Origin of the sequence: Salinivibrio sp. YCSC6, assembly GCF_004916735.1 — a bacterium.
Classification (GTDB): domain Bacteria; phylum Pseudomonadota; class Gammaproteobacteria; order Enterobacterales; family Vibrionaceae; genus Salinivibrio; species Salinivibrio proteolyticus.
This window is the reverse complement of record NZ_CP039516.1, coordinates 890,477-914,737: the sequence shown is the minus strand read 5'-3', so window position 1 is coordinate 914,737 and position 24,261 is coordinate 890,477. Positions and strand designations below refer to the sequence as shown.

The following is a 24,261-nucleotide window of genomic DNA, read 5'->3' as shown; positions in this document are numbered from 1 at the left end:
GCAAAACCAGCATGCCAATGACGATAATTTATAAAAATGTGATTAACCACAAAGAAAAGCGATGATGATGGCGCAGCCTTTGAAGCTAGCTCTCACTCACGCGATGCGACTGACACGGGCAGTTGTCGCCACAATACGGGGTCACGTGCTACATAACCTTAATCTAGATCAAAAAACCCCATTGGTTGGCGGCCAATGGGGCGATTTATCAATTATTTTGCTTGACCTGTTTTAGGGCTGCGGCAGATCAAAGCCAAAGTGCAGGTATGCACGTTGGGTGGCGATACGACCTCGCGGCGTGCGCTGCAAATAGCCTTGTTGGATCAAATACGGCTCAATCACATCTTCAATGGTGTCTTTTTCTTCGCCAATCGCGGCCGCTAAGTTATCTAACCCAACCGGTCCACCATCAAACTTTTCAATGATGGCATTGAGTAGCTTACGGTCCATGTAATCGAACCCTTGGCTATCCACATCCAGCATATCTAGTGCTCGTTGCGCAATATCCGCGCAAATGTGGCCGCTGCCTTTCACTTCGGCATAGTCTCGTACACGGCGCAACAGTCGGTTCGCAATACGTGGTGTCCCGCGAGAGCGGCGTGCTACTTCTACTGCGCCTTCGTCTTCCATCGACAGCGCGAGGCAGTGAGCACTGCGTTTTACGATCCCCGTTAAGTCATGCACATTGTAATATTCAAGCCGTTGGGTGATCCCGAAACGATCGCGCAGTGGCGAAGTCAAGGAGCCTGCCCGTGTTGTCGCACCAACCAAGGTAAACGGTGGTAAATCAATCTTTATGGAGCGTGCCGCTGGTCCTTCACCAATCATAATGTCTAATTGATAGTCTTCCATCGCCGGATAAAGCACTTCTTCAACCACTGGGCTTAGACGGTGAATTTCATCAATGAATAAGACATCATGCGGTTCAAGGTTGGTCAAAAGTGCCGCTAAATCGCCGGCTTTTTCTAACACGGGACCTGAGGTGGTACGAATATTAACGTCCATTTCATTGGCGACAATGTTTGCCAAAGTGGTTTTCCCGAGCCCCGGCGGGCCGAAAATCAACAGGTGATCCAACGCCTCTTGTCGCTTACGTGCGGCATGGATGAAGATTTCCATTTGATCACGGACATGATCTTGCCCTTGGTAATCGTCCAATAATTTGGGACGAATCGCGCGGTCAATCACGTCTTCTTCCCGATCATGATTGGCTTGCGCGGAGATTAAACGATCAGCTTCTATCATGGATTACACCATTGAACGCAGTGCGTGTCGGATGACGTCTTCACTGCTCATTTCGTCGGTTGCGATTTGTTTCACCACTTTCTCAGCCTGCGCGGCTTTATAGCCCAACGCCACCAGCGCGCTCACTGCTTCGTCAGCAGCAGATGAGACAGTGGTCGGCGACTGACGCGTCGGTGCGCCGCTTCCATCGGCGGCGTCGGTATAAGGCGTAAAGAGATCAAACGCTTCCCAGTTTTTCAACCGATCGCGCATTTCAATCACTAGTCGCTCTGCCGTTTTCTTACCCACGCCAGGAATTTTGACCAAGGTAGACACATCGTTGTGCTCAACACTATCGACAAACTGGTGAGCCGTCATGCCGGACAAAATCGCCAAGCCCAGCTTGGGTCCGACGCCATTGGCCTTAATCACTTCTCGAAACAAGGCACGCTCACGTTTACCACTAAAGCCAAACAAAAGCTGCGCATCCTCGCGCACCACGAAATGAGTATAAATAGTGGCCACCTCACCGACTTCGGGCAATTGATACAAACAGTTCATCGGCATACTCACTTCATAGCCAACGCCATTCACATCAATCAAAATCTCAGGGGGCTGCTTTTCTAGCAGGGTTCCGTGTAATCGGCCTATCACAATGTGCTCTCAGTTTTTTACTTTGTCGACAAGGATAAATAATAACTGGATCTATATCCAGTCTTAGGGCGGAGAGATGAGACAAATGCTCGATTTGAGGAGAAAAGACGCTCTCACCGAATGCGATGAGAACGTCAGGGAGTCAACGATACCGCCCGCGACGCGCAGAGCTGGCTTTGCCTGCCATCGCTATCATGGTGTGATAGGTATGCGCATGACAAATCGCCACGGCAAGCGCATCGGCAGCATCGGCTTGTGGAGTAGCATTGAGTTTCAACATATGGGTGACCATGTGCTGCACCTGCTTTTTATCCGCACTGCCTTTCCCCACGACGGCTTGTTTGATCAAACGGGCCGCATATTCTGACACCGGTAAGTTTGCATTCACGGCAGCGACAATGGCACTACCGCGAGCTTGACCCAGCTTCAGCGCGGAGTCGGCATTACGCGCCATAAACACTTGCTCAATCGCAAAGTTATCCGGCTGAAATTGGGTGATCACTTCACTCACCCCCGCATAAATTTGCTTCAGCCGGCCGGGTAAATCCTCACTGTCGGTGCGAATACAGCCGCTTCCAAGGTACTCCAAATGCCGGCCTTGTTGGCGGATCACGCCATAGCCGGTGATCCGCGAACCTGGGTCAATGCCCAGTATGATTGCCATTTAACTTAAGCTCGCTGCCACTTCGTCGGAGATATCACCGTTATGGTAGACTTCTTGCACATCGTCAAGGTCTTCTAGCATATCGATAAGACGCAATAGCTTAGGGGCGGTGTCCGCATCCAGCTCCGCTTTGGTCGACGGCACTTGTGTGACTTCAGCACGCTCTGCCTCGAAACCCGCTTTGTCCAAGGCATCTTTTACATTGCCGAAATCATTTGGCGTGGTGTAGACATCCATCGAGCCATCGTCGTAAGTCACCACATCATCGGCTCCCCCTTCCAATGCAGCTTCCATCACCGCATCTTCGTCAAGCCCTGAAGCGTAGGTGATCACGCCTTTTTTCTCGAATAAGAAGCTCACCGAACCATCTGTACCCAGATTACCGCCTGATTTTGAGAATGCGTGACGCACACCAGACACGGTACGGTTACGGTTGTCAGTCATGCATTCTACCATCACCGCCGTCCCTGCCGGACCGTAGCCTTCGTAGATCACCGTTTCCATGTTGTCGTCGCCATCACCGCCCGCACCACGCGAAATCGCACGATTGATGGTGTCACGGGTCATATTGTTAGACAGCGCTTTATCCACCGCGGCACGCAGGCGAGGATTGGTTTCTGCTTCGGGGCCACCTTCTTTGGTTGCCACCACAATTTCTCGGATTAGTTTGGTGAAAATCTTACCGCGCTTCGCGTCTTGAGCGGCTTTACGGTGTTTAATGTTCGACCACTTACTGTGACCTGCCATATCGACTCTCCGTTTTTTGCGCTCCCCTCACGTGAAAGGAGTAATAAGAAAAAACGCGCCTTGGCTTTGCAGTCGGAGGCGCGTTGATGAAAATTCCCGCATGCTAAGGCCATACCGCGAGATAGGCATCGCGCTTAGTCATGGGGTCAACGGGCAAACGCTGTTGCCCGTGATCGGACTTATCGTCTCTGGATGACGTTACTCGCTTTGTTCCGCCGCCGCAGTAATGCTCAGCGCCAGTTCTTCAAGCGCCGCTTCGTTAGCAATGCTAGGCGCATCTGTCATCAAACAAGCCGCTGCCGTGGTTTTCGGGAAAGCAATCACGTCACGAATGTTTTCAGTACCCGACAGCAGCATCACCAAACGGTCCATACCAAACGCCAAACCTGCGTGTGGTGGAGTACCAAATTTCAGTGCATCCAGCAAGAAGCCAAACTTCTCGCGCTGCTCTTGCTCGCCAATACCAAGGGTTTCGAATACTGCCGCTTGCATCTCTGGGTTGTGGATACGCACCGAGCCGCCACCCACTTCATAGCCATTGATAACCATGTCGTAAGCATTCGAGTTCGCTGCTGCCGGATTCGCTTTCAGCGCTTCTGGGGTCACGTCAGTTGGCGCGGTGAATGGGTGGTGCATTGCATGAAGGTTACCTTCGTCGTCTTCCTCAAACATTGGGAAGTCAACCACCCACAGCGGTGCCCATGCTTGGGTGTCTGTCAGTTTGAGATCCAGACCAAGCTTCACGCGCAATGCGCCCAACGCTTCGGTGACTACCGACTTTTTATCTGAGCCAAACAGGATGATATCACCGGTTTGTGCTTCAGTACGTGAAAGGATCCCTTCAACCACGTCCGCATTAAGGAATTTCGCTACCGGTGACTGAACACCGTCCAAGCCCGCGTCACGGTCATTGACTTTCAGCCATGCAAGCCCTTTGGCGCCATAGATACCCACAAACTTGGTGTATTCGTCAATTTGCTTGCGAGACAGGCTGGCACCGCCCGGTACACGAATGACGGCAACGCGGCCTTTTTCATCGTTTGCCGGGCCTGAGAAGACTTTAAATTCAACGTCTTTGACCAGATCCGCCACATCGACGATTTCAAGCGGGTTACGCAGATCCGGTTTGTCAGAGCCAAAGCGACGCATCGCTTCTTCATATTTCATGATTGGGAAGGCACCCAAGTCGACGTCAAGCAGCGACTGCCACATTTCGCGGATCATGTTCTCGGTCACTTCGCGCACTTGCTCGGCGCTCATGAACGAGGTTTCGATATCGATCTGGGTAAATTCTGGCTGACGGTCAGCGCGCAAGTCTTCATCACGGAAGCACTTCACGATTTGATAGTAACGGTCAAAGCCAGACATCATCAACAACTGCTTAAACAGCTGAGGCGATTGTGGCAAGGCATAGAAGCTGCCTTTATGCACACGGCTAGGGACCAAGTAATCACGCGCGCCTTCTGGCGTTGCTTTGGTCAATACCGGCGTTTCGATATCCAAAAAGTCATTGCTGTCCAAGAAACGACGGACAAAGCTGGTCGCTTTCGCACGCAATTTGATGCGGTCACTCATTTCTGGACGACGCAGGTCAAGATAGCGGTACTTCAAACGCTGTTCTTCAGAGATGAATTGGTTGAAATCGATCGGTAGCGGGGCACTGCGGTTGATAATGTCTAATCCAGTTGCCACAACTTCAACTTCACCGGTCGCCATATCACGGTTGATTTGGCTGTCTGGACGCGCACGCACTTCACCGCGAATTTGGATACAGAATTCGTTACGTAGCTTGTTCGCTTGCTCGTAAACGTCACCCATATCAGGATCGATCACGACCTGTACGAGCCCTTCACGGTCTCGCATATCGATAAAAATCAATCCGCCCAAATCACGACGACGGTTAACCCAACCACAAAGACTTACTTCTTGCCCGACATGGGCTTTATTCAGGTGACCACAATATTGGGTGCGCATAGAGTATTCCTGATCTGATTCTGATTATTCCGCTTGCCCCCTTGGGCACAAGCCTGCCAAATACTGAGGGGAATTCGGGTAACAGCGTCTGTCGTACCTGACGGTACGCCCCCATTGGTGCCGTTACTGTCAAAGACCTGCCATTATAAAGGAAAAGCCCCTCCCTTGGTAAAGCGATCGCGCTTTTTTATTCTGTTTGGCCGATGAATGGTTTTTTGGCGCACTTCCGATTAGGCTATCACCATCTCGATTGACCGATAAAAGCCAAGCCATGTCCCTGACGTTAAATCACGTTTCCGTACCACCCCTACGCCTTGGGCTGACACAGTGGTCCCACCCCAGCTGGCAACATCACTTTTATCCTCCGGGCACCAAAACGGCCGATCGTTTAGCGCGCTATGCGGAGGTGTTTAATACGGTTGAAGGCAATACGACCTTTTATGCCTCACCCTCGAGCTCGTCAGTTGCCAATTGGGCTGCGGCTACGCCGGATGCGTTTCGGTTTACCTTTAAATTTCCGCAAACCATTACCCATCAGTGCCAGTTGCGCCATGCGCAGACATTGACGCAAGATTTCATCACCCTGATGGCGCCGCTCCATGAAAAGGTGGGGCAATGGACCATCCAACTCCCTGCCCGTTTTGGTCCCGAAGGCTTGCCGGCATTGGCTACTTTCTTACAGCAACTACCCGCGGATTTTTCGGTTGGCGTGGAAGTCCGTCACCCAGCATTTTTTGCCAAAGGCGACGCCGAGCGTCAATTGAATCGCCTGCTACTCGAGCAGAAGGCGAATCGGGTGATCATGGACAGCCGCCCCGTGTTCGCCGCCAAACCGGACTCGCCGGCGATTATTGACGCACAACAGAAAAAGCCACGCGTGCCGGTTCATGCGATCGCCACCCATGAAGCGCCCATGGTGCGCTTTATCGGTCACCCCTCTCTCGATGAAAATGCCGCGTTCTTTACGCCGTGGATCGCCAAATTGCAGCACTGGATGAATGAAGGGAAAACACCTTATTTAATGATCCACACTTCAGATAATGATCAGGCTCCTGCGCTTGCCGCAGCGCTCTACCAACGCCTTGAATTATCAACCCCTCTCGCGAGTGTGCAACGCGCGGCACAGTCACAGCAGTTCTCGCTGCTGTAATCACCCAGGGACAATGGCAAGGCAGAATAAAGACAGACGGGGAAAAATTCACTACAATACGCCGCTTTTACTGCTGGGCATTGGCTGATTTGTAGGGGCTCTCATGGCTAATCAGGATAAAATTTTCGCGGCGCCCATTGAAAAACTGGGTGATTTTACCTTCGACGCGAACGTCGCCGAAGTCTTTCCGGATATGATTCAACGATCCGTACCGGGTTATAGCAATATCATTTCGGCGATTGGGATGTTGGCACAGCGTTTTGCCAAGCCAAATACCAATATCTACGATTTGGGTTGTTCATTGGGCGCGGCCACCTTATCGATGCGTCGCCATATCGAACACGCAAGCTGCCAGATTATCGCGGTAGATAACTCGTCGGCGATGGTCGAACGCTGTCGCCTCCATGTGAACGCATACCGTGGTGCTGCTGACGTAGAGGTCAAAGAAGCGGATATTCGAGATATCGAGATCCAAAATGCGTCTATGGTTGTGCTCAACTTTACCCTGCAATTTTTAAGTCCTGACGACCGCCAAGCCTTGTTAAGCAAAATTTACCAAGGACTTAATCCCGGTGGCATCCTGATTTTATCGGAAAAGTACTGCTTTGATGATGACACCGCCAACGAGCTTTTGATTGACCTACACCACGACTTCAAACGTGCCAATGGATACAGCGAGCTGGAAATTAGCCAAAAGCGTAGCGCCCTTGAAAACGTCATGCGTCCAGACAGCATTGGCACCCACAAAGCCCGATTAAGTGATATCGGTTTTAGTAGTGTTGCCATGTGGTTCCAGTGTTTTAACTTCGGCTCTATGCTAGCCATCAAGTAAGCCAACCGGTACGAGTAGTTTCATGTTTGATTTTTCTGATTTCTATCAGCTTATTGCCAAAAACCGTCTAAGCCACTGGTTGGAGGTTCTTCCGGCCCAATTAGCGGAGTGGCAAAACCAGCCGCATGGCGATATGCCGAAGTGGATTAAGGTGCTTAATAAGATCCCAACCACCACGCCCGAGACGGTTGAGCTGAAAGACGCGGTACGTATTGGCGATGACCAAAGTCTGCCGTCCGGTGAACGCAAAAAGCTCGAAAACTTATTACGTAGCTTCCATCCGTGGCGCAAAGGGCCGTATCAGGTGCATGGCATTGATATTGATACCGAATGGCGCTCCGACTGGAAATGGGATCGTGTGCTTCCTCATATTTCGCCACTCAAAGGCCGTTACATCTTGGATGTTGGTTGTGGTAATGGCTATCACATGTGGCGTATGCTGGGAGAAGGCGCAGCACTGACCGTCGGTATTGACCCATCAGAACTTTTCTTGATGCAGTTCGATGCCATACGTCGCTTGATGGGCAACGACCAACGCGCCCACCTTCTGCCTTTGGGAATCGAAAAGCTACCAGCCCTGCGTGCATTCGACACCGTGTTTAGTATGGGTGTGTTATATCACCGCCGCTCCCCGCTCGATCATCTGATCCAACTTAAAGATCAATTGCGTAAAGATGGCGAGCTGGTGTTGGAAACCTTAGTGATCGATGGCGATGAAAACGCAGTGTTGGTTCCGACTGATCGTTATGCACAAATGCGTAATGTGTATTTCTTCCCCTCTGCGCGCGCACTGAAAGTCTGGCTCGAAAAGGTCGGCTTCGTAGACATTCGGATTGTCGATGAGTGTGTGACTACCACTGACGAGCAACGTAGCACCGAGTGGATGACCCATAATTCGCTGCCCGATTACCTTGACCCTGCCAATCCGCATCTTACGGTGGAAGGCTATCCCGCCCCTAAACGTGCCATTTTGGTCGCACGTAACCCTGATTAATGATTGTGCGCCTCTTGGTTTGACAAGAGGCGCACCTTGGCTTGACGTTCAGCAAGCAGAGCATTATTTAACCGCCTCGACTTTCTTTCCCGTTCACGCCATATTTTCTATCCAGATCAAAAAGATAACGGGCAAAAAGTGACAGAAAACGTCGATAAAACCATCACTCAGTCAATCCTGACTAACTTTTGACAGAATACCCCTACCCATCTTCGCCGCATCGATTAGAATTTGCGCTCACCGTTCAGCGCCTTGACCAAAGCGCAGCTGAGCCATTTTTGCACCGGTTGGAGATTATGATGTTATTTCGCTGCTCACTGATTAGTGCGCTCTTGTTAACGATGTCAGGTTGTACCCTCACCTCACAGCACCAACACCAAGAAACATTGGACAAAATTGACCATGTTGCCGCACAAACCAATCAGCAACAGCAAAATCTATCCACGTCATTATCGAATCATGATGATGCGCTTTCTCGTTTGTCTGACAAAATCAGTGCGATCGAAAGCCAACTGAAAGTGATGCAGCGCACCCAAGCGAAAGTGTACGCCAACATGGCGGAGGCCAAACCGGAAGTGAAGGTGAAAGAGAAAGTGGTTCGTGTCCCGGTCAACGACGATAAAGTCTTGTTGGGTGCCCGTGAATGGGTATGGTTTGACGCGGTAGAAAGCACTTTCCAAGCTCGCGTTGACACCGGCGCAGAAACATCTTCATTGAATGCAGTGGATATTCAAGAATTTGAACGCGATGGTGATACTTGGGTGAAGTTTAACGTTAACCATAGCGAAAATAATGACGAGCCCGTGTTTATGGAAATGCCGGTGAAGCGCTGGGTGCGTATTCGCCAATCTTCCACCGATAAAACCGACCGCCGTCCAGTTGTAGAAGCTTGGATCCGTGTCGGCAGTATCCACGAAAAAACCCAATTTACGCTCGCTGATCGCACCAACATGGAATATCCCGTCCTACTGGGCCGAGAGTTCTTCAAAGATCTCGCGGTGGTCGATGTCAGCCAAGAGCATATTCATCCCAAGTACGAGCCTGAAACGCAACCGGATGCTAGCAGTAACGACGCTAACCAAAAATAGGTCACCTTTATGGTTTCACGTGTTCCATTTTACTTTTTAATCGGTTTTCTGGTCTTGGCGGGTATAGCGTTAAGCGCATACCGTCATATGGTTTATGGCGTGCCATGGCTCGCTGATGAAACTCGCCAAGTGTGGCAGATTGAAGCACGCATCAATTTTGATGCCACCGGTGGGCCGGTGAAGGTGAATCTTGCCGCGCCCGATAGCCAACCCGGCCTGACTCTGATTGACGAAAGCACCTCGTCATCTGGCTATGGATTTTCTTTGCTTGATACCGACTACGGCCGTCAAGCGCAATGGTCAACACGCACCGCCACCGGCGAACAAACCCTTTATTTCAAAAACCAAATGCTGGTGGATGACAGTGCTCGCTATACCATGACGCCACCGGAGCACGACACCGTTGCAGCCCCGGTAATGGACAGTGCGGCTAAAAACGCTGCGCTCGCCTTACTCGACCGTGCTCGCGCCCGCTCGGCGGATAACATCACCCTGACCCGTGAACTGATCAAACAATTTAACAGCACCGACAGCCAAAACGCGGCATTGTTGCTTAACGCCTTTGATAAGCCAGATGCGGTTCAAAAGACATTGGCGCTAGAAGGGATCCATGCCCGCATTGTGGGTGGTTTGAAGTTAGAAGACGGTCGCCGTCGCCAAAGCATCTCACCAATGATCCAAGTGTGGCAAGACACACAGTGGCATTTATTCGATCTCACTACCGGACAAAATGGCCATCGCGACGACGTTCTCCTATGGAACCAACGAGGCGGTCCTTTGCTGGAAGTGACAGGCGGTGAGCACAGTCATGTCAACTTCTCAATCATTTCTCAGGATATCAGCCCGCAGCAGGCGACCACCGCCAAAGTGAACGCCGACGATCTGCTCAACTTTTCGATTCATAGCTTGCCGATTGAAGAGCAAGCGATGTTCAAAACCATCATGCTGATCCCAATTGGCGCGCTAATTGTGGTGTTCTTGCGGGTCATTGTTGGCTTAAAAACGTCTGGCACCTTTATGCCCGTACTAATTGCGGTCGCGTTTGTACAAACCCAATTAATCACCGGCATTGTTGGCTTTGTACTGATTGTCGGTACGGGCTTGGTGATCCGAAGTTATCTCTCCCGGCTCAACTTATTGCTGGTAGCGCGAATCTCCGCGGTGATTATTACCGTGATTTTGATTATCGCCGTGTTCAGTGTGATTGCGTTCCACATCGGCCTAATCGAAGGACTAACCATTACCTTCTTCCCGATGATCATCTTGTCATGGACGATTGAACGAATGTCGATTCTATGGGAAGAAGAAGGCGCCAAAGAAGTGGTTATTCAAGGCGGCGGCTCGCTCCTCACCGCTGTGCTGGTCTATCTCGCGATGACCAATGAGTTAGTTCGCCATCTGACCTTTAATTTCATTGGTGTGCAGTTAGTGATTCTGGCCCTGATCTTAATGCTGGGTAACTACACGGGCTATCGCCTCTCTGAGCTGAAGCGCTTCCGCCCACTTGCTGCTAATGAAAAAAGTCTCGGCCTTGCGCCCACCTCGGGAGGTGATGATGCGAACACTCCTCGCTAAACTGGCGTCACCCTTCCGTCTCAATGAAGCGGGCGTGATGGGCATGAACCAACGTAATATTCGTTATATTGGTCGTTACAACGATAGACGCTTGTATCCACTGGTGGATGATAAGCTCAAAACCAAACTGATTGCACAACAAGCCGGCGCGACGGTGCCGGACTTGATTGGTGTGATTGATAGCCAAGCGGATGTTAAACGCATTCACGCCATGGTCGCAAACTGGCCGGGCTTTGTGATTAAACCGGCCCAAGGCTCTGGCGGTAAAGGGATCATGGTGATCACGCAAAATCACCAAGGGCGCTATTTTAAAGCCTCCGGCAAAGAAGTCAGTCATGACGATGTTGAGCGCCATATTACCAACACCTTGGCGGGCTTGTTTTCCCTCGGTGGTAAAGCCGATGTGGCGGTGGTCGAGAACTTAATCGCGTTCGATGACAGCTTTAGCGGCTTTAGTTATGAAGGCGTGCCTGATATTCGTGTGATTGTGTTTCAAGGCTATCCTGTGATGGCGATGATGCGTCTCTCAACCTCAGCGTCAGACGGTAAGGCTAACTTGCACCAAGGCGCGGTTGGGGTTGGGCTGGATCTTGCGACCGGTCATGCATTAAAAGCGGTGCAATTTAACAGCCCCATCACTCACCACCCTGATACGCACCAAGACTTGTATACGCTTAGGGTCCCACATTGGCAGCAATTGCTCACCCTTGCCGCCAGTGCGTGGGAGATGACTGGGCTCGGTTACATGGGCACCGATATGGTGCTTGATAAAGACAAAGGCCCAATGGTGTTAGAGTTAAATGCCCGCCCCGGGCTTGCGATTCAAATCGCCAATGGCTGTGGCTTGTTGCCCCGACTGCGGTTGATCGAGTCTTTACCGCCATGTCGCTATCCACCGTTACCCGAAGCGCGCGTTGAGTTTTCCATGCGTCACTTTGCCGGCCAACAAACTCAGCCCCTGAAGCCGCGGTTAGCGAAAGTCAGCTAAAAGGTTAAATCGCCCTAAAACGCTCAATCGGCGAAAAAAAACTAAAGTTCTCTGCGCCTTGCCGATAACCAAAGTAACCGACGCATTGGTTTGATACTTAAGGTAAGGCGCCCACAGTGACAGTGCACACCATCGACAAAGCACGCATCATCAGTGATGTGCAGTTTGGAGACAATCTGAATCATGCAGTGACGCAAGGACGTCGCTCTGATTTTGCGTTGATGCTCGCCCTGATGTCCGGTGATGCCAATGAGTCAACGCCACTCTCACCGCTTGACGAAAAGACCATTAATGACGAGGTTTTACGTCGTCAATTTCAGCTTGCCCCACCTCAGCCGTTGTCTGCCAGTAATGAAGAGGATTACGTTCGTGCTGGTGCGCAAGCTGATGCCTTTCACCGTGGCGGGATTGCCAGTGCACATCTGCGCTTTCAGCTCGCACCTGCTGCCATGCACTACCCGCCCCAAGGCACTCACGGCTTTGATGAGGCGGTCTATCACAATTTATCTGGCCACCAGCGTCGTAAATTGGCAGATAGCGAGTCAGCACGACTCTCACTCAACCCGACGACCTTGTATGAAAATCTCACCACCGCACACTGCCAAGACAAAATGCGTGTGAGCGCATAACCACCAAGATCGCAAGTCGATCCCGACGATAAATAGCGATCCTTTTCCAAAATGTGATCCTCTATATATTCCGAGCAATCGATCCCCAATTTACCCACTTGTTTTGAACATTTTTTGCGCACCCCGCGTATTTCTGTACCAGTATTAACTTCCCACGCTTGAACAAGCTGGGGGTAAGTTGTCACTTTCTCGTGAATGAAATTCGTAACATATTGTAGAGAAAGTGATTTTTCGTAAAGGATTGATGTGATTGAGGAAATGACCATGAAGATAGATAACGCGGTGGTCGTCATCACAGCAGGCGGCTCGCCATCCGGGCGTGCCATGGCTGAACATTTTTGCTCATTAGGTGCCGATGTCGTACTGCTTGATACCGAGTGGCCGACGCTACGCCTAAGCGCCGATCAGTGCCGAGATTATCCCGGCCGGATCCAGCCGATCTGTTTAGCCGATTATCAGCCTCAATCCATCAATGATGCCTTTGCTCAAATCGTCACACTGTTTGGTGGTATTGATGTGCTCATCAATCACTGGCAAGGCGATATACTGCCTAGTCTTTTGGATAATGGAAATTTGGGTGATATACCACAAACGGTCGCCGATTCCACCTCACATTATTACGTCGTCGTGCAACGCGCCGCCGTTTGTATGCAACAGCGTGGACGCCCCGGTGTGATTATTAATGTCGCCGGCCATCATTTAACCCCAGATACCGTCGCCAATGCCATGATTGGAGGGCTCACTCAGCGGTGGGCCAAAGAATTGTCTGGGCTCAAAATCCGCGTTGGCGGTATTGTTCCTCGCGGACGCACGCTAAATCGCGCAAACGGTGGAATGGATGACGAGCTGATTCGCAATGCGGAATACATCGTCTCCAACGACTCTTTTAACGGCCGATTATTAGAGGCAAGTGGATAGAAAGAGCAAACGTCCCGATGTGAGTATGAACGCGGCTCGTCCGTATTCCTTAAGCGAAGCGCTCTGTATTCAAGATCCCGATTCAGGCCTGATACTGAGACGTATGTTCACCCCGCTAGGTTAAGCCATTAAACACACAAAAAAAGACCCGCCGAGGCGGGTCTTGATTTTTATTCGGTGAAAGCGTCGCGATTAGGCTTTTGCTTTCGCACCTTTTTTGTCTGCGCCCGCTTTGGTTGGCGCTGCCGCTGGTTGGTCATCTTTTTTCTTGATAACCGTGGTGCCTTCGAAAGTTTCACCTTCAACATATGGCTTACCGTAGTAAGAAGCCAACAGCACTTCTTTCAGCTCTTTGATCAGTGGGTAGCGTGGGTTCGCACCAGTACATTGGTCATCGAACGCTTCTTCCGCAAGCTCATCAAGTTTGGCAATAAAGTCAGCTTCTGGGACACCGGCCGCTTGGATAGACGCAGGGATATCCAGTTTCAGCTTCATTTCTTCCAACCAAGCGAGGAGACGCTCAATCTTCTGCGCTGTGCGGTCACCGTCTTGAGACAGACCTAAGTGATCCGCAACTTCTGCATAACGACGACGTGCTTGTGGGCGGTCGTACTGTGAGAACGCAGTTTGTTTGGTTGGGTTGTCATTGGCGTTGAAACGAACCACGTTTGAAATCAGCAGTGCGTTAGCAAGACCGTGTGGTAAGTGGAACTCAGCACCGATTTTGTGCGCCATTGAGTGACACACACCCAAGAAGGCGTTAGCAAACGCGATACCGGCAATGGTAGCACCATTGTGCACTTTTTCACGTGCAATTGGGTCATTCGCACCGTGTGCATAGCTCGCTGGTAGATACTCATTCAGCAGTTTCAGTGCTTGTAGCGCTTGACCGTCAGAGTATTCGCTTGCCAGTACTGACACATAAGCTTCCAAAGCGTGCGTAATCGCATCATAACCACCAAAGGCAGTCAGAGACTTCGGCATGTTCATTACCAAGTTGGCATCAACAATCGCCATCTGTGGTGTCAGCTCGTAATCAGCCAGTGGGTATTTGGCACCGGTTTCGTCGTCGGTGACAACCGCAAACGGCGTCACTTCTGAGCCTGTACCTGATGTGGTCGTTACACAAACCAGCTCCGCTTTTTTACCCATTTTCGGGAACTTGTAAATACGTTTACGGATATCCATAAAGCGCATTGCTAGCTCTTCGAACGCAGTTTCAGGGTGCTCGTACATAACCCACATGATTTTCGCTGCATCCATTGGTGAACCACCACCTAGGGCAATGATCACGTCTGGCTGGAAGCTCTTCATCGCGTCGGCACCTTTGCGTACCACGCTTAAAGTTGGATCGGCTTCCACTTCAAAGAAGGTGGTCACATCCATGCCCTGCGCTTTGAGCATTTTTTCGATATCGTCAGAGTAACCATTGTTGAACAAGAAGCGGTCAGTCACGATCATCGCACGTTTCTTGTCTTCCAAATCACTCAGCGCGATTGGCAGGCTGCCGCGACGGAAGTAGATAGATTTTGGTAGTTTGTGCCACAGCATATTCTCAGCTCGCTTCGCAACAGTTTTCTTGTTCATCAGGTGTTTAGGCCCAACGTTTTCAGAAATCGAGTTACCGCCCCAAGAGCCACAACCCAGTGTGAGTGATGGTGCAACGTTGAAGTTGTACAGGTCACCGATACCACCGTGAGTGGTTGGGATGTTCACCAGAATACGCGCTGTTTTCAGGCGGTCGCCGAAGTACTTGATGCGATCTTGGTTAACGTCTTGGTTGGTGTATAGGCCAGAGGTATGACCGATACCGCCCATTTCTACCATTTTGCATGCCATATCCACGGCGTGCTCGAAGCTTTTCGCACGGAACATACCCAAGGTTGGCGAGAGTTTCTCGTGAGCAAATTCTTCTTCGATGCTGATTTCAAGGCCTTCGCCGATCAGTACCTTGGTGTCAGACGGTACGCTCACACCGGCCATATCGGCAATCTTGGTAGCTGGCTGGCCAACGATATCTGCGTTCAGGTTACCGTTAATCAGGATAACTTTACGCACTTTGTCTGCTTCAGCTTTGCTCAGGACATAAGCTTTGTGAGAAGCAAAACGCTCTTTCACTTCGTCGTACACTTCGTCCATCACGATAACCGCTTGCTCTGATGCACAGACCACACCGTTATCGAAGGTTTTTGACATCAATACAGATGCAACCGCACGTTTGATATCCGCTGTTTCGTCAATCACGACCGGCACGTTACCCGCACCTACACCAATCGCAGGTTTACCTGATGAGTAAGCCGCTTTAACCATGCCTGGACCACCGGTCGCAAGGATCAGGTTGATGTCATCATGCTTCATCAATGCGTTAGAAAGCTCAACTGAAGGTTGGTCAATCCAGCCGATGATGTCTTTCGGTGCACCTGCTGCAACCGCTGCTTCCAGCACAAGTTTAGCCGCATCATTGGTTGAGTTTTTCGCACGTGGGTGTGGCGAGAAGATAATACCGTTACGGGTTTTCAAAGAAATCAGTGATTTGAAAATCGCGGTAGAGGTCGGGTTGGTGGTTGGAACGATACCACAGATAAGGCCTACAGGCTCAGCGATAGTGATGGTGCCGAACTCGTCATTCTCTTCTAGAATGCCGCAGGTTTTTTCATCTTTGTATTTGTTGTAAATAAACTCAGACGCGAAGTGGTTTTTGATTACCTTGTCTTCCAAGATACCCATGCCTGACTCTTCAACAGCTTGTTTGGCCAGAGGGATACGCGCATTGTTCGCGGCAAGCGAGGCTGCACGGAAGATTTTGTCAACTTGCTCCTGTGAGTAGGTGGCAAATTCTTTTTGTGCCTTTTTGACACGCTCAACCATGGCGTTGAGTTCAGCAATATTAGTGACAGGCATAGTCATCTCCTGGTTCATATTTGAAAATCATTTAGTAATTGCTTGCCGCAGCATTGTTGCGGGCTAACCGATGTTTCTGACAGTTAGCGACGCGGTTTGGTGCGTGGCATTTAGTAAATAACTTTCAAAACTGAGTATAAATTTTCACAGCATCAACAACTTGATCTCGATCATTTGTTATCAAATCAATATCAATAATCTCTGCGTTTAATCCCCATTGTTACTGGGTTTATTATTTTTGTAGCACACTGCGTATGTGTCTAAATTTTTCACCAACGCAACATATAATTTACATTACATCTCAGTACCAAAGGCGGGTATTGTATGAAATTTTCAACAAATAGCCGCTAAAGTTGTTATTTATGTCCACGTCACTCGACCCTCAGTATAGTTTGCTGAGAGAAAGTTGCGTGACAGTGATCGGCCACCTGTCGCACATCAAAAAATCCGTTTAAAGAAACGCAATCAGTAAATGCATAAAATGCAAGCTCAAGCGGTTGGTTTTTGGGCTGAGCTCGCTATACTGACGCAACCATTAACCCGAGAGAAACTGGACTTCCTCACCGCATCACGAGAGTCGCCATGGCAGCCTTCGACCCCATGATCTTCGTACAGTTTTTTGTCGGGCTTTTTGCCGCTGTTAACCCCATTGGTATCATGCCCGTTTTTGTCACCTTGACCGCCCATCTCGATGAACAAGAACGCAATCGCACGGCCTATACTGCCGCGATCGCCGTCGCCGTCATCTTGATTGTTTCCTTGCTGGCCGGACAAATGTTGTTGGATTTGTTCAGTATTTCGCTGGACTCGTTCCGCGTGGCGGGAGGCATGCTATTGCTGAGTATTGCTTTTACCATGATGAACGGGAAGCTCGGCGAAGGTAAGCAAAACAAGCAAGAGCAGTCTGAGTCGATCAGTCGGGAACAAGTCGGTGTAGTGCCGCTGGCGATGCCTTTGCTGGCTGGCCCGGGCGCGATCAGCTCCACCATTGTTTACGGCTCTCAATACCCGGATACGTGGAGCACGCTGACACTGATTGGCACCTTAGTGATATTTGCCGCAGGCATTTGGGGACTGTTCCGAGTGGGTCCTGCGGTAGTGCGCTTTCTCGGCCAAACGGGCATCAACGTCATTACTCGGATCATGGGCCTTATTCTAGGCTCGTTAGGCATTGAGTTTATTGCCTCAGGAATGCGGGCGTTGTTCCCCGGACTGAGCTAAATGTAATCCGAGCCACAGTTACGTATAACCGGCACGCAGCAAAGGTTGCAGTGCCGGTTTTTTTTCGGCCCAATATCAGTGTCATTCATAGCAAGGACCTCTTATGGCCGACGCGCAAAACCGAGTAAAACGCTATTTATATACCACCATTTTTGGCACTGACACACCGCATGGAAAAGCATTTGATATCGCGTTGATCGTGCTGATCCTCGCTTCGATGGTGGTACTGATGCTGGAGTCGATTGCTAGCTTTCACGCTAAGTGGTCCAACTGGTTGTATTGGATTGAGTGGGGCTTTACCGGCATCTTTACCATTGAGTACATACTGCGCCTTTACTGCTCTCCTCGTCCCTCTGCTTACGCGCGTAGCTTTTATGGTGTCGTCGATTTACTTGCAATTTTGCCGACCTATATCGCGATTTTTGTTCCCGGCACCACCTATTTAATGGTCGTACGCCTACTAAGGGTTTTACGTATCTTTCGGGTTCTGAGGTTGATGCGCTTTTTGGAAGACTCCAACATCTTACTCCGTTCAATGATGCTATCGTCGCGCAAGGTGATGATTTTCTTTTTCTCTGTGGCAATTCTAGTCACCGTGTTCGGCGCACTCATGTATGTGATTGAAGGGCCAGAAAACGGCTTTACCAGTATTCCCTATGCCATCTACTGGGCGATTGTCACCCTCACCACGGTCGGCTATGGTGATATAGTGCCGCAAACCGATGTAGGTAAGGCCTTGGCGTCATTCACCATGTTGATGGGCTACTCGATCATTGCCGTGCCTACCGGGATCATCACCGCTGAGATTGGCCAGCAGATGTCACTGCATCGCAACTTAGTAAAATGTCCGAATTGTTCAAAAAGCGGTCATGAATCCGATGCATCATTTTGTAAGCATTGCGGTAGTGAGCTGCCGGAAGCCGACAAACGCGTGGTGACACCCGGACTGTAACAGCTGCTTTGATTTGAATAGCACCGCCACTATCGCGAGTAAAACATGAGTGCCAATAAAAGCATGCGATTCGGATAAGAAAAAACGGAGCTTTGGGGCTCCGTTTTTTGGGTGAGTCGTTCGAGGGAGATACGCTTTGGCTTACTTACGACGCCAAGTGGTGCCTTGAGGACCATCTTCTAGCACAATGCCCATCGCGGTGAGCGCATCGCGCGCCGCATCGGCAGCCGCAAAGTCTTTGGCTTTACGGGCGTCATTACGTGTTTGAATGAGGGCTTCAATCTTTGCCACTTCATCGTCCGCGCCTGCATCGCCTTGCAAGAAGCTATCGGCATCTTGCTCAAGCAAACCAAGAACCGACGCCAATTTACGCATTTGCGCACCCAGTGCGGATGCCGCTGCCATATCATCACCGCGTAAGCGGTTGATCTCACGCGCCATATCAAAGAGCACGGAGTAGGCTTCTGGCGTGTTGAAATCATCGTCCATCGCCGCTTCAAAGCGTGCCACGTACTCATCGCCACCGGCTGGTGTTGCCTCGTCGAGCCCTCGCAGTGCAGTGTACAGACGCTCGAGCGCTGAACGGGCTTGATTGAGGTTTTCATCGCTGTAATTGAGCTGGCTGCGATAGTGACCGGACAGCAAGAAGTAGCGCACGGTTTCGGCATCATAGTGCGCCAACACGTCGCGGATAGTAAAGAAGTTCCCCAAAGATTTGGACATCTTTTCACGGTCAACCATCACCATGCCACTGTGCATCCACGTATTCACATACTGGGTGTTGTGCGCGCAGCAAGACTGTGCAATTTCATTCTCATGGTGAGGGAACTGCAAGTCAGAGCCGCCACCGTGAATATCAAAGTGATCACCTAAAATCGCAGAGTTCATCGCTGAACACTCGATGTGCCAGCCCGGACGCCCGGCTCCCCATGGCGACTCCCAAGTTGGTTCGCCCGGCTTAGACATTTTCCATAACACAAAATCGAGAGGGCTACGCTTCGCGGCTTCCACATCCACACGGGCACCGGCCTGCAGTTGTTCAAGATCTTGCTTGGATAGCTTGCCGTAATCGTCAAATTTCGCGACTTCGAACATCACATCGCCATTGTCTGCAACGTAAGCAAAGCCTCGCTCAATCAACTTTTCGACTAGCGAGATAATTTCATCAATGTAGTCGGTGGCGCGCGGTTCAATATCGGGGCGTGCCATGTTGAGCGCATCAAAGTCTTGATGCATTTCACTGATCAAACGCTCAGTCAGTGACTCACAGCTTTCGCCGTTTTCCGCCGCACGTTTGATAATTTTATCGTCGATGTCGGTAATATTGCGGACAAACGTTAAGTCATAACCACGATGGCGCAAATAACGTGAGATCATGTCAAACGCCACGAAAGTACGCCCATGACCGATATGACAAAGATCGTAAATGGTCACCCCACAGACATACATGCCGATTTTTCCCGGCGTGATGGGTTGAAAGATCTCTTTCTCTCGCGTCAATGAGTTGTATATCTTTAACGTGTTAGTTGGCGTCGACATAGTGGTTTTGGTTACTCGTTACGATAGTGACAAAATTAGAATGAATGGACTATTACACCTTTTATACCTGCTTGACGCAAGCACGACAGACACGCAACAGGCTGTCTTGCCCGAATTGTTGTCTACGATCTCACTCACATCTCGTTACTAAAAACTGTCATGAGTGGTTGAGCTCATGGACAAGATCGCTTAGCTTTTTGTAAAGAATCTTTACCGATAAATAAACCACGGTATTTTCATGACACGATCAACCAAGCAACACCAAGCCGCCACGCCATCCTCAGCCGAGTTCGGTTCGCCCGATAAAGTCGATATGATTTTGTCTCAGTGGCATCAAGAACGCCCTGATATCGACCCCTCTCCGATGGCCATTACCGGGCGGTTGGCGCGTGTGGTAGGGCATATCAATCCGCGCCTTCAGCAGGTGTTCAATCAATTCAACTTAAACCCGGGGGAGTTTGATGTCCTCGCAACGCTGCGCCGTTCAGGCAAACCGCACACGCTTACCCCCAACCAGCTGCTGCAATCGCTGATGCTCACCTCAGGTGCAATGACCAATCGAATTGATCGCCTTGAGCAGAAAGGGTTGGTTGCACGTAGTCCAGATCCCAATGACCGCCGTGGTGTTTATGTTTCATTGACCGAGGCTGGACTGCAATTGATTGATGATGCAGTGGTGGCGCACACCGATAACTTACACAAAATGTTGAGCCCGTTGAGTCAAGCACAACAAGACCAATTGTCCGGCCTTTTGAAGACCTTGCTACATCATTTTGAACCAGAGAATATGGATTAATTCGGCTTGTATCACGGATCGAGCTTGATCAGAGACGTTGTTAGGCTAAAATCTTGGCTCCTTATAGCCAAGCCAATGACAGGATTACATCATGGTGACTCTTCATACCACGTTCGGTGACATCAAATTACGCATGTTTGCGGACGAAGCACCGGCTACGGTCGAGAACTTTTTACAATACTGCCGTGACGGCTTTTACAACGGAACCCTGTTCCACCGCGTGATTGACGGCTTTATGGTCCAAGGCGGTGGCATGGCCTCTGGCATGGAAGAAAAGCCAACCCGCGCACCGATTAAAAACGAAGCGGATAACGGCTTAAGCAACCGCACAGGTATGGTTGCGATGGCGCGCACTATGGAGCCGCACTCAGCAAGCTCGCAGTTTTTCATCAACGTTAATGACAACCTGTTCCTCGATCACAAAGCTAAAACGCCAGATGGTTGGGGCTACTGTGTATTCGCAGAAGTGGTTGATGGCATGGACGTCGTGAACAAGATTAAAGGCGTTGCCACCGGTAACTGGGGTTATGTCCACCAAGACGTGCCGGTTGAAGAAGTCTTGATCGATAGCGTGACTATCGAAGACTAAGCCGCACTCGTCAACAAGGGTAGCTCAGGCTACCCTTTCTTTTATTACCATCATAAAGCCAACGCATGCCACATACCCTCTTTATTGCCGATCTCCATTTAAGCCCAACGCGGCCCGATATTACCGACTGCTTTGAACGTTTTATGCAGCAGGAAGTGATACACGCCGACGCGCTCTATGTACTCGGGGACTTATTCGAAGCATGGATTGGTGATGATGATAACAGCCCGTTTCACCAACAAATTAAAGCGGCGTTTTCTGCGGTGACGGAGCGCGGCGTGCCGGTATATTTTATTCATGGCAATCGCGATTTTTTGATTGGTCAACGCTTTGCTAGGGAAACCGGCGTAACCCTGTTAAACGAGCTTGAGTGCATCGATTTATATGGCACCCCTACCCTGATCTTACACGGGGATACCTTGTGTTTAGAGGATGTTGACTATCAAGCGTTTCGCCGCAAAGTCCACCAGCCTTGGTTGCAGCGACTCTTTTTGTGCTTGCCGCTAACATGGCGCCGTAAGATTGCGGCCAAAATGCGCGCAGGCAGTGCCAATGCCAACCAGCAAAAGTCATCCACCATCATGGATGTGACGCCGCAAGAAGTGCAGCGCCAGTTAGATAACGCGGGAGTCACTAACATGATTCACGGCCACACCCATCGCCCTCATATTCATCAATGGCATCAACACGGCACCGCGTACCAACGGATTGTGTTAGGCGACTGGTATGATCACGGTTCTGTCTTGGTGTGTAGTGCCCAAGGGTGTGACTTACAAACCCGCAACTTTACCCATCGCTAAGCCATTCAGCCTATTGTGAAGAGAAAGCTATGCAAACTGACTTATGCCCTTGTTGCAGTCATAAAACCTATCAAGACTGTTGCGCCCCTATTCACCAAAACCCTGCCAATGCGTCTCATCCTGAGCAATTGATGCGCGCTCGTTATAGTGCACACCCCAAAGGCTTGGTGGATTTTATTGTTGCGACCTATCACAGTGAATGTGGCGCCAGCTCGTTTCGTGAAGACATTGCCACCATGACCCAACATCAGTGGCAGTCTCTCGAGGTGCTCGATAGCGAGGTGTTGCAACAAGGTGCACTTGGCTTTGTGACCTTCAAAGCTCACTTTATTGCCGACGGTGAGCCTCAGTGCCTGTTCGAGCGCTCTCGTTTTGTCAAAGAAACGATCGATGGACAGCTTCAGTGGCGATATATCGATGGTGTCTTCCCCGGTCATGTCAAAGCGGGACGTAATGACCCCTGCCCATGTGGCAGCGGACGCAAATTTAAAAAGTGTTGTGGCTAACTCACCCTAAACTGCTCAAAAAACAATCAAGTTTTGCGTTCTCTGGTCGATACTCTAATTAAGACGCTAGGAGGACGCACTATGAATTGGCTTGGCAACCTAAGTCCTGTGTACCGAAAGCCCTCTGCACCACCCACCAAAGTTTGGGCGATTAAGAAACAGGCCAGCATTGAAGAGCGCAAACAACGCCGCTTGGATGACCCATCGGATCATGATGCGTCACCACAAGCTGAAAAAGAGAACGCCCCACGCAAAAAAGATGATGGCTCGCTGGATGTCTACGTATAGGCGCCACCGTTTGATTCGGCGTCACCGCTTACCGCTGTAGGCGGTGAAAAAATCTCCACATTGGGAGTTGCAATCTAAGCTCACTTTGATATTGTCGAAAAAGAGACGAGATTGACCAACGTAAATGGACATCAAAAAAATGACTTCAACGCTAATGACAATGCATCACCACCATCATCCTGACTAGTCTTTCGGGAGGAATGGTTTCGACTGGAAGACGAGTAACAAGCGCTTCCGTCGGTCATTAGCCAGCTAACAGATTCAGACCCTCGGGAGCACCGTCTTCCGAGGGTTTTTTCTTTTTTAGCTTTTCATTTTTAGACAAGGAAGCACACATGCAAACACAACGCCTACGTATCGCCATCCAAAAAAAGGGCCGCCTCGCCAAAGAATGCCAAGAGCTGCTTAAACGCTGCGGGGTAAAAATCAATTACACCGGTGAACGTTTAGTGGTCCACGCCGAAAACATGCCTCTCGATCTGCTGCTGGTCCGTGACGATGATATCCCGGGCCTTATCATGGACGGCGTGGTTGATTTAGGCGTAATTGGCGAAAACGAGTTAGAAGAGGTACGCCTTGAGCGCATCAAGCTGGGCGAGCCGAGCCAATATCAACTGCTGCGCCGACTCGACTTCGGCGGCTGTCGTCTCTCCATCGCCCTCGATAAAGACCAAAGCTATAACGGCCCAAAAGATCTAGCTAACCAGCGCATTGCCACCACCTACCCCAACATCCTCAAAGCCTACATGGATAAACAAGGTGTGAGCTTTAGCACCTGTATGCTCAATGGCTCAGTCGAAGTCGCGCCGCGTGCAGGGCTCGCTGATGCGATTTGTGACCTCGTCTCAACGGGCGCCACCTTAGAAGCCAATGGCTTGAAAGAAGCGGAAGTCATTTTCCGCTCCAAAGCGGTATTGATCCAGCGCGAGGGCAGCTTCAGTGACGAAAAAACCGCGTTGATTGAACGCTTGCTCACTCGCATGCAAGGGGTCATCCAAGCCAAAGAGTCCAAATACATCATGCTCCACGCGCCAAACGACACCCTAGAGCAAGTGGTCGAATTACTTCCTGGCGCGGAAGATCCCACCATCTTGCCGTTGGCTCACGAGAAAAACCGTGTTGCTGTACACCTTGTGAGCACCGAGAATCTGTTCTGGGAAACCATGGAAAAATTGAAGCAGTTGGGCGCAAGCTCAATTTTGGTCCTGCCGATTGAAAAGATGATGGAGTAA

General features: G+C 50.4%; 22 protein-coding genes, 1 pseudogene and 1 other annotated feature. Of the genes and pseudogenes, 16 read left to right on the top strand and 7 right to left on the bottom strand.

Going from position 1 to position 24,261, the window contains the following annotated elements; all coding sequences use genetic code 11:
• Positions 1–231 precede the first annotated feature (231 nt).
• The 5 genes from ruvB to aspS all read right to left on the bottom strand — a co-directional run bounded on the left by ruvB (position 232) and on the right by aspS (position 5,263).
• Positions 232–1,245, bottom strand: coding sequence for a Holliday junction branch migration DNA helicase RuvB (gene ruvB, locus E8E00_RS04055; RefSeq protein WP_069591064.1), 1,014 nt, complete (start codon positions 1,243–1,245; stop codon positions 232–234).
• 3 nt (positions 1,246–1,248) lie between these two features.
• Complete coding sequence (gene ruvA / locus E8E00_RS04050; RefSeq protein ID WP_096629339.1) at positions 1,249–1,878, bottom strand: Holliday junction branch migration protein RuvA; 630 nt, start codon at positions 1,876–1,878, stop codon at positions 1,249–1,251.
• A gap of 142 nt (positions 1,879–2,020) precedes the next feature.
• On the bottom strand, positions 2,021–2,542 hold the full coding sequence (gene ruvC / locus E8E00_RS04045; RefSeq protein WP_069591060.1) for a crossover junction endodeoxyribonuclease RuvC: 522 nt from the start codon (positions 2,540–2,542) through the stop codon (positions 2,021–2,023).
• Positions 2,543–3,289: a YebC/PmpR family DNA-binding transcriptional regulator gene (locus E8E00_RS04040; RefSeq protein WP_069591057.1), complete on the bottom strand. Its 747-nt coding sequence runs from the start codon at positions 3,287–3,289 to the stop codon at positions 2,543–2,545.
• A gap of 198 nt (positions 3,290–3,487) precedes the next feature.
• A complete protein-coding gene (gene aspS, locus E8E00_RS04035; RefSeq protein ID WP_096629342.1) occupies positions 3,488–5,263 on the bottom strand; it encodes an aspartate--tRNA ligase in 1,776 nt (591 codons plus the stop codon).
• 271 nt (positions 5,264–5,534) lie between these two features.
• Here aspS and E8E00_RS04030 point away from each other — a divergent pair, with 271 nt between their 5' ends.
• The 8 genes and pseudogenes from E8E00_RS04030 to E8E00_RS03995 all read left to right on the top strand — a co-directional run bounded on the left by E8E00_RS04030 (position 5,535) and on the right by E8E00_RS03995 (position 13,437).
• Entirely contained in the window at positions 5,535–6,413 is an 879-nt protein-coding gene (locus E8E00_RS04030) for a DUF72 domain-containing protein (protein WP_077640096.1), read from the top strand.
• Positions 6,414–6,516: 103 nt separating this feature from the next.
• Positions 6,517–7,245: a carboxy-S-adenosyl-L-methionine synthase CmoA gene (cmoA, locus tag E8E00_RS04025; protein WP_077455422.1), complete on the top strand. Its 729-nt coding sequence runs from the start codon at positions 6,517–6,519 to the stop codon at positions 7,243–7,245.
• 22 nt (positions 7,246–7,267) lie between these two features.
• Positions 7,268–8,239, top strand: a complete 972-nt coding sequence (cmoB, locus tag E8E00_RS04020) for a tRNA 5-methoxyuridine(34)/uridine 5-oxyacetic acid(34) synthase CmoB (protein ID WP_096629344.1) — start codon at positions 7,268–7,270, stop codon at positions 8,237–8,239.
• Positions 8,240–8,535: 296 nt separating this feature from the next.
• Complete coding sequence (locus tag E8E00_RS04015) at positions 8,536–9,327, top strand: ATP-dependent zinc protease (RefSeq protein WP_240531904.1); 792 nt, start codon at positions 8,536–8,538, stop codon at positions 9,325–9,327.
• A gap of 9 nt (positions 9,328–9,336) precedes the next feature.
• A pseudogene (locus E8E00_RS04010) lies at positions 9,337–10,836 on the top strand (inactive transglutaminase family protein); the annotation flags it as partial.
• Positions 10,837–10,882: 46 nt separating this feature from the next.
• Positions 10,883–11,890, top strand: coding sequence for an alpha-L-glutamate ligase-like protein (locus E8E00_RS04005; protein WP_096629351.1), 1,008 nt, complete (start codon positions 10,883–10,885; stop codon positions 11,888–11,890).
• A 116-nt stretch (positions 11,891–12,006) separates the two neighbouring features.
• Entirely contained in the window at positions 12,007–12,519 is a 513-nt protein-coding gene (locus E8E00_RS04000; RefSeq protein WP_069591043.1) for a VC2046/SO_2500 family protein, read from the top strand.
• A gap of 264 nt (positions 12,520–12,783) precedes the next feature.
• The gene (locus E8E00_RS03995; protein WP_168174044.1) at positions 12,784–13,437 is read left to right on the top strand and encodes an SDR family NAD(P)-dependent oxidoreductase; all 654 of its coding nucleotides are present in this window, start codon (positions 12,784–12,786) and stop codon (positions 13,435–13,437) included.
• Between the two features lie 192 nt (positions 13,438–13,629).
• Here the strand turns inward: E8E00_RS03995 and adhE are convergent, their stop codons facing one another.
• Positions 13,630–16,338, bottom strand: a complete 2,709-nt coding sequence (gene adhE / locus E8E00_RS03990) for a bifunctional acetaldehyde-CoA/alcohol dehydrogenase (protein ID WP_077640077.1) — start codon at positions 16,336–16,338, stop codon at positions 13,630–13,632.
• A gap of 582 nt (positions 16,339–16,920) precedes the next feature.
• On the opposite strand from adhE, the gene E8E00_RS03985 reads away from it, so the two are divergent.
• Both E8E00_RS03985 and E8E00_RS03980 read left to right on the top strand, forming a co-directional pair.
• On the top strand, positions 16,921–17,559 hold the full coding sequence (locus E8E00_RS03985) for a YchE family NAAT transporter (RefSeq protein ID WP_069587323.1): 639 nt from the start codon (positions 16,921–16,923) through the stop codon (positions 17,557–17,559).
• A gap of 103 nt (positions 17,560–17,662) precedes the next feature.
• The gene (locus E8E00_RS03980) at positions 17,663–18,511 is read left to right on the top strand and encodes an ion transporter (protein WP_096629357.1); all 849 of its coding nucleotides are present in this window, start codon (positions 17,663–17,665) and stop codon (positions 18,509–18,511) included.
• A 141-nt stretch (positions 18,512–18,652) separates the two neighbouring features.
• Here E8E00_RS03980 and cysS read toward each other — a convergent pair whose 3' ends face one another.
• The gene (cysS, locus tag E8E00_RS03975) at positions 18,653–20,050 is read right to left on the bottom strand and encodes a cysteine--tRNA ligase (protein WP_096629359.1); all 1,398 of its coding nucleotides are present in this window, start codon (positions 20,048–20,050) and stop codon (positions 18,653–18,655) included.
• 238 nt (positions 20,051–20,288) lie between these two features.
• Here cysS and E8E00_RS03970 point away from each other — a divergent pair, with 238 nt between their 5' ends.
• From E8E00_RS03970 to hisG, 6 genes are all read left to right on the top strand, one after another.
• Entirely contained in the window at positions 20,289–20,846 is a 558-nt protein-coding gene (locus E8E00_RS03970) for a MarR family winged helix-turn-helix transcriptional regulator (protein WP_096629362.1), read from the top strand.
• A gap of 91 nt (positions 20,847–20,937) precedes the next feature.
• Positions 20,938–21,435, top strand: a complete 498-nt coding sequence (locus E8E00_RS03965; protein WP_069587326.1) for a peptidylprolyl isomerase — start codon at positions 20,938–20,940, stop codon at positions 21,433–21,435.
• 65 nt (positions 21,436–21,500) lie between these two features.
• The gene (lpxH, locus tag E8E00_RS03960; protein ID WP_096629364.1) at positions 21,501–22,235 is read left to right on the top strand and encodes a UDP-2,3-diacylglucosamine diphosphatase; all 735 of its coding nucleotides are present in this window, start codon (positions 21,501–21,503) and stop codon (positions 22,233–22,235) included.
• A gap of 29 nt (positions 22,236–22,264) precedes the next feature.
• Complete coding sequence (locus E8E00_RS03955) at positions 22,265–22,741, top strand: YchJ family metal-binding protein (protein ID WP_096629367.1); 477 nt, start codon at positions 22,265–22,267, stop codon at positions 22,739–22,741.
• An 81-nt stretch (positions 22,742–22,822) separates the two neighbouring features.
• Positions 22,823–23,029 (top strand): hypothetical protein, encoded by a 207-nt coding sequence (locus tag E8E00_RS03950; protein WP_069587329.1) that lies wholly within the window; start codon positions 22,823–22,825, stop codon positions 23,027–23,029.
• 162 nt (positions 23,030–23,191) lie between these two features.
• Positions 23,192–23,330: a sequence feature (His leader region), on the top strand.
• 34 nt (positions 23,331–23,364) lie between these two features.
• Positions 23,365–24,261: an ATP phosphoribosyltransferase gene (gene hisG / locus E8E00_RS03945; RefSeq protein WP_096629369.1), complete on the top strand. Its 897-nt coding sequence runs from the start codon at positions 23,365–23,367 to the stop codon at positions 24,259–24,261.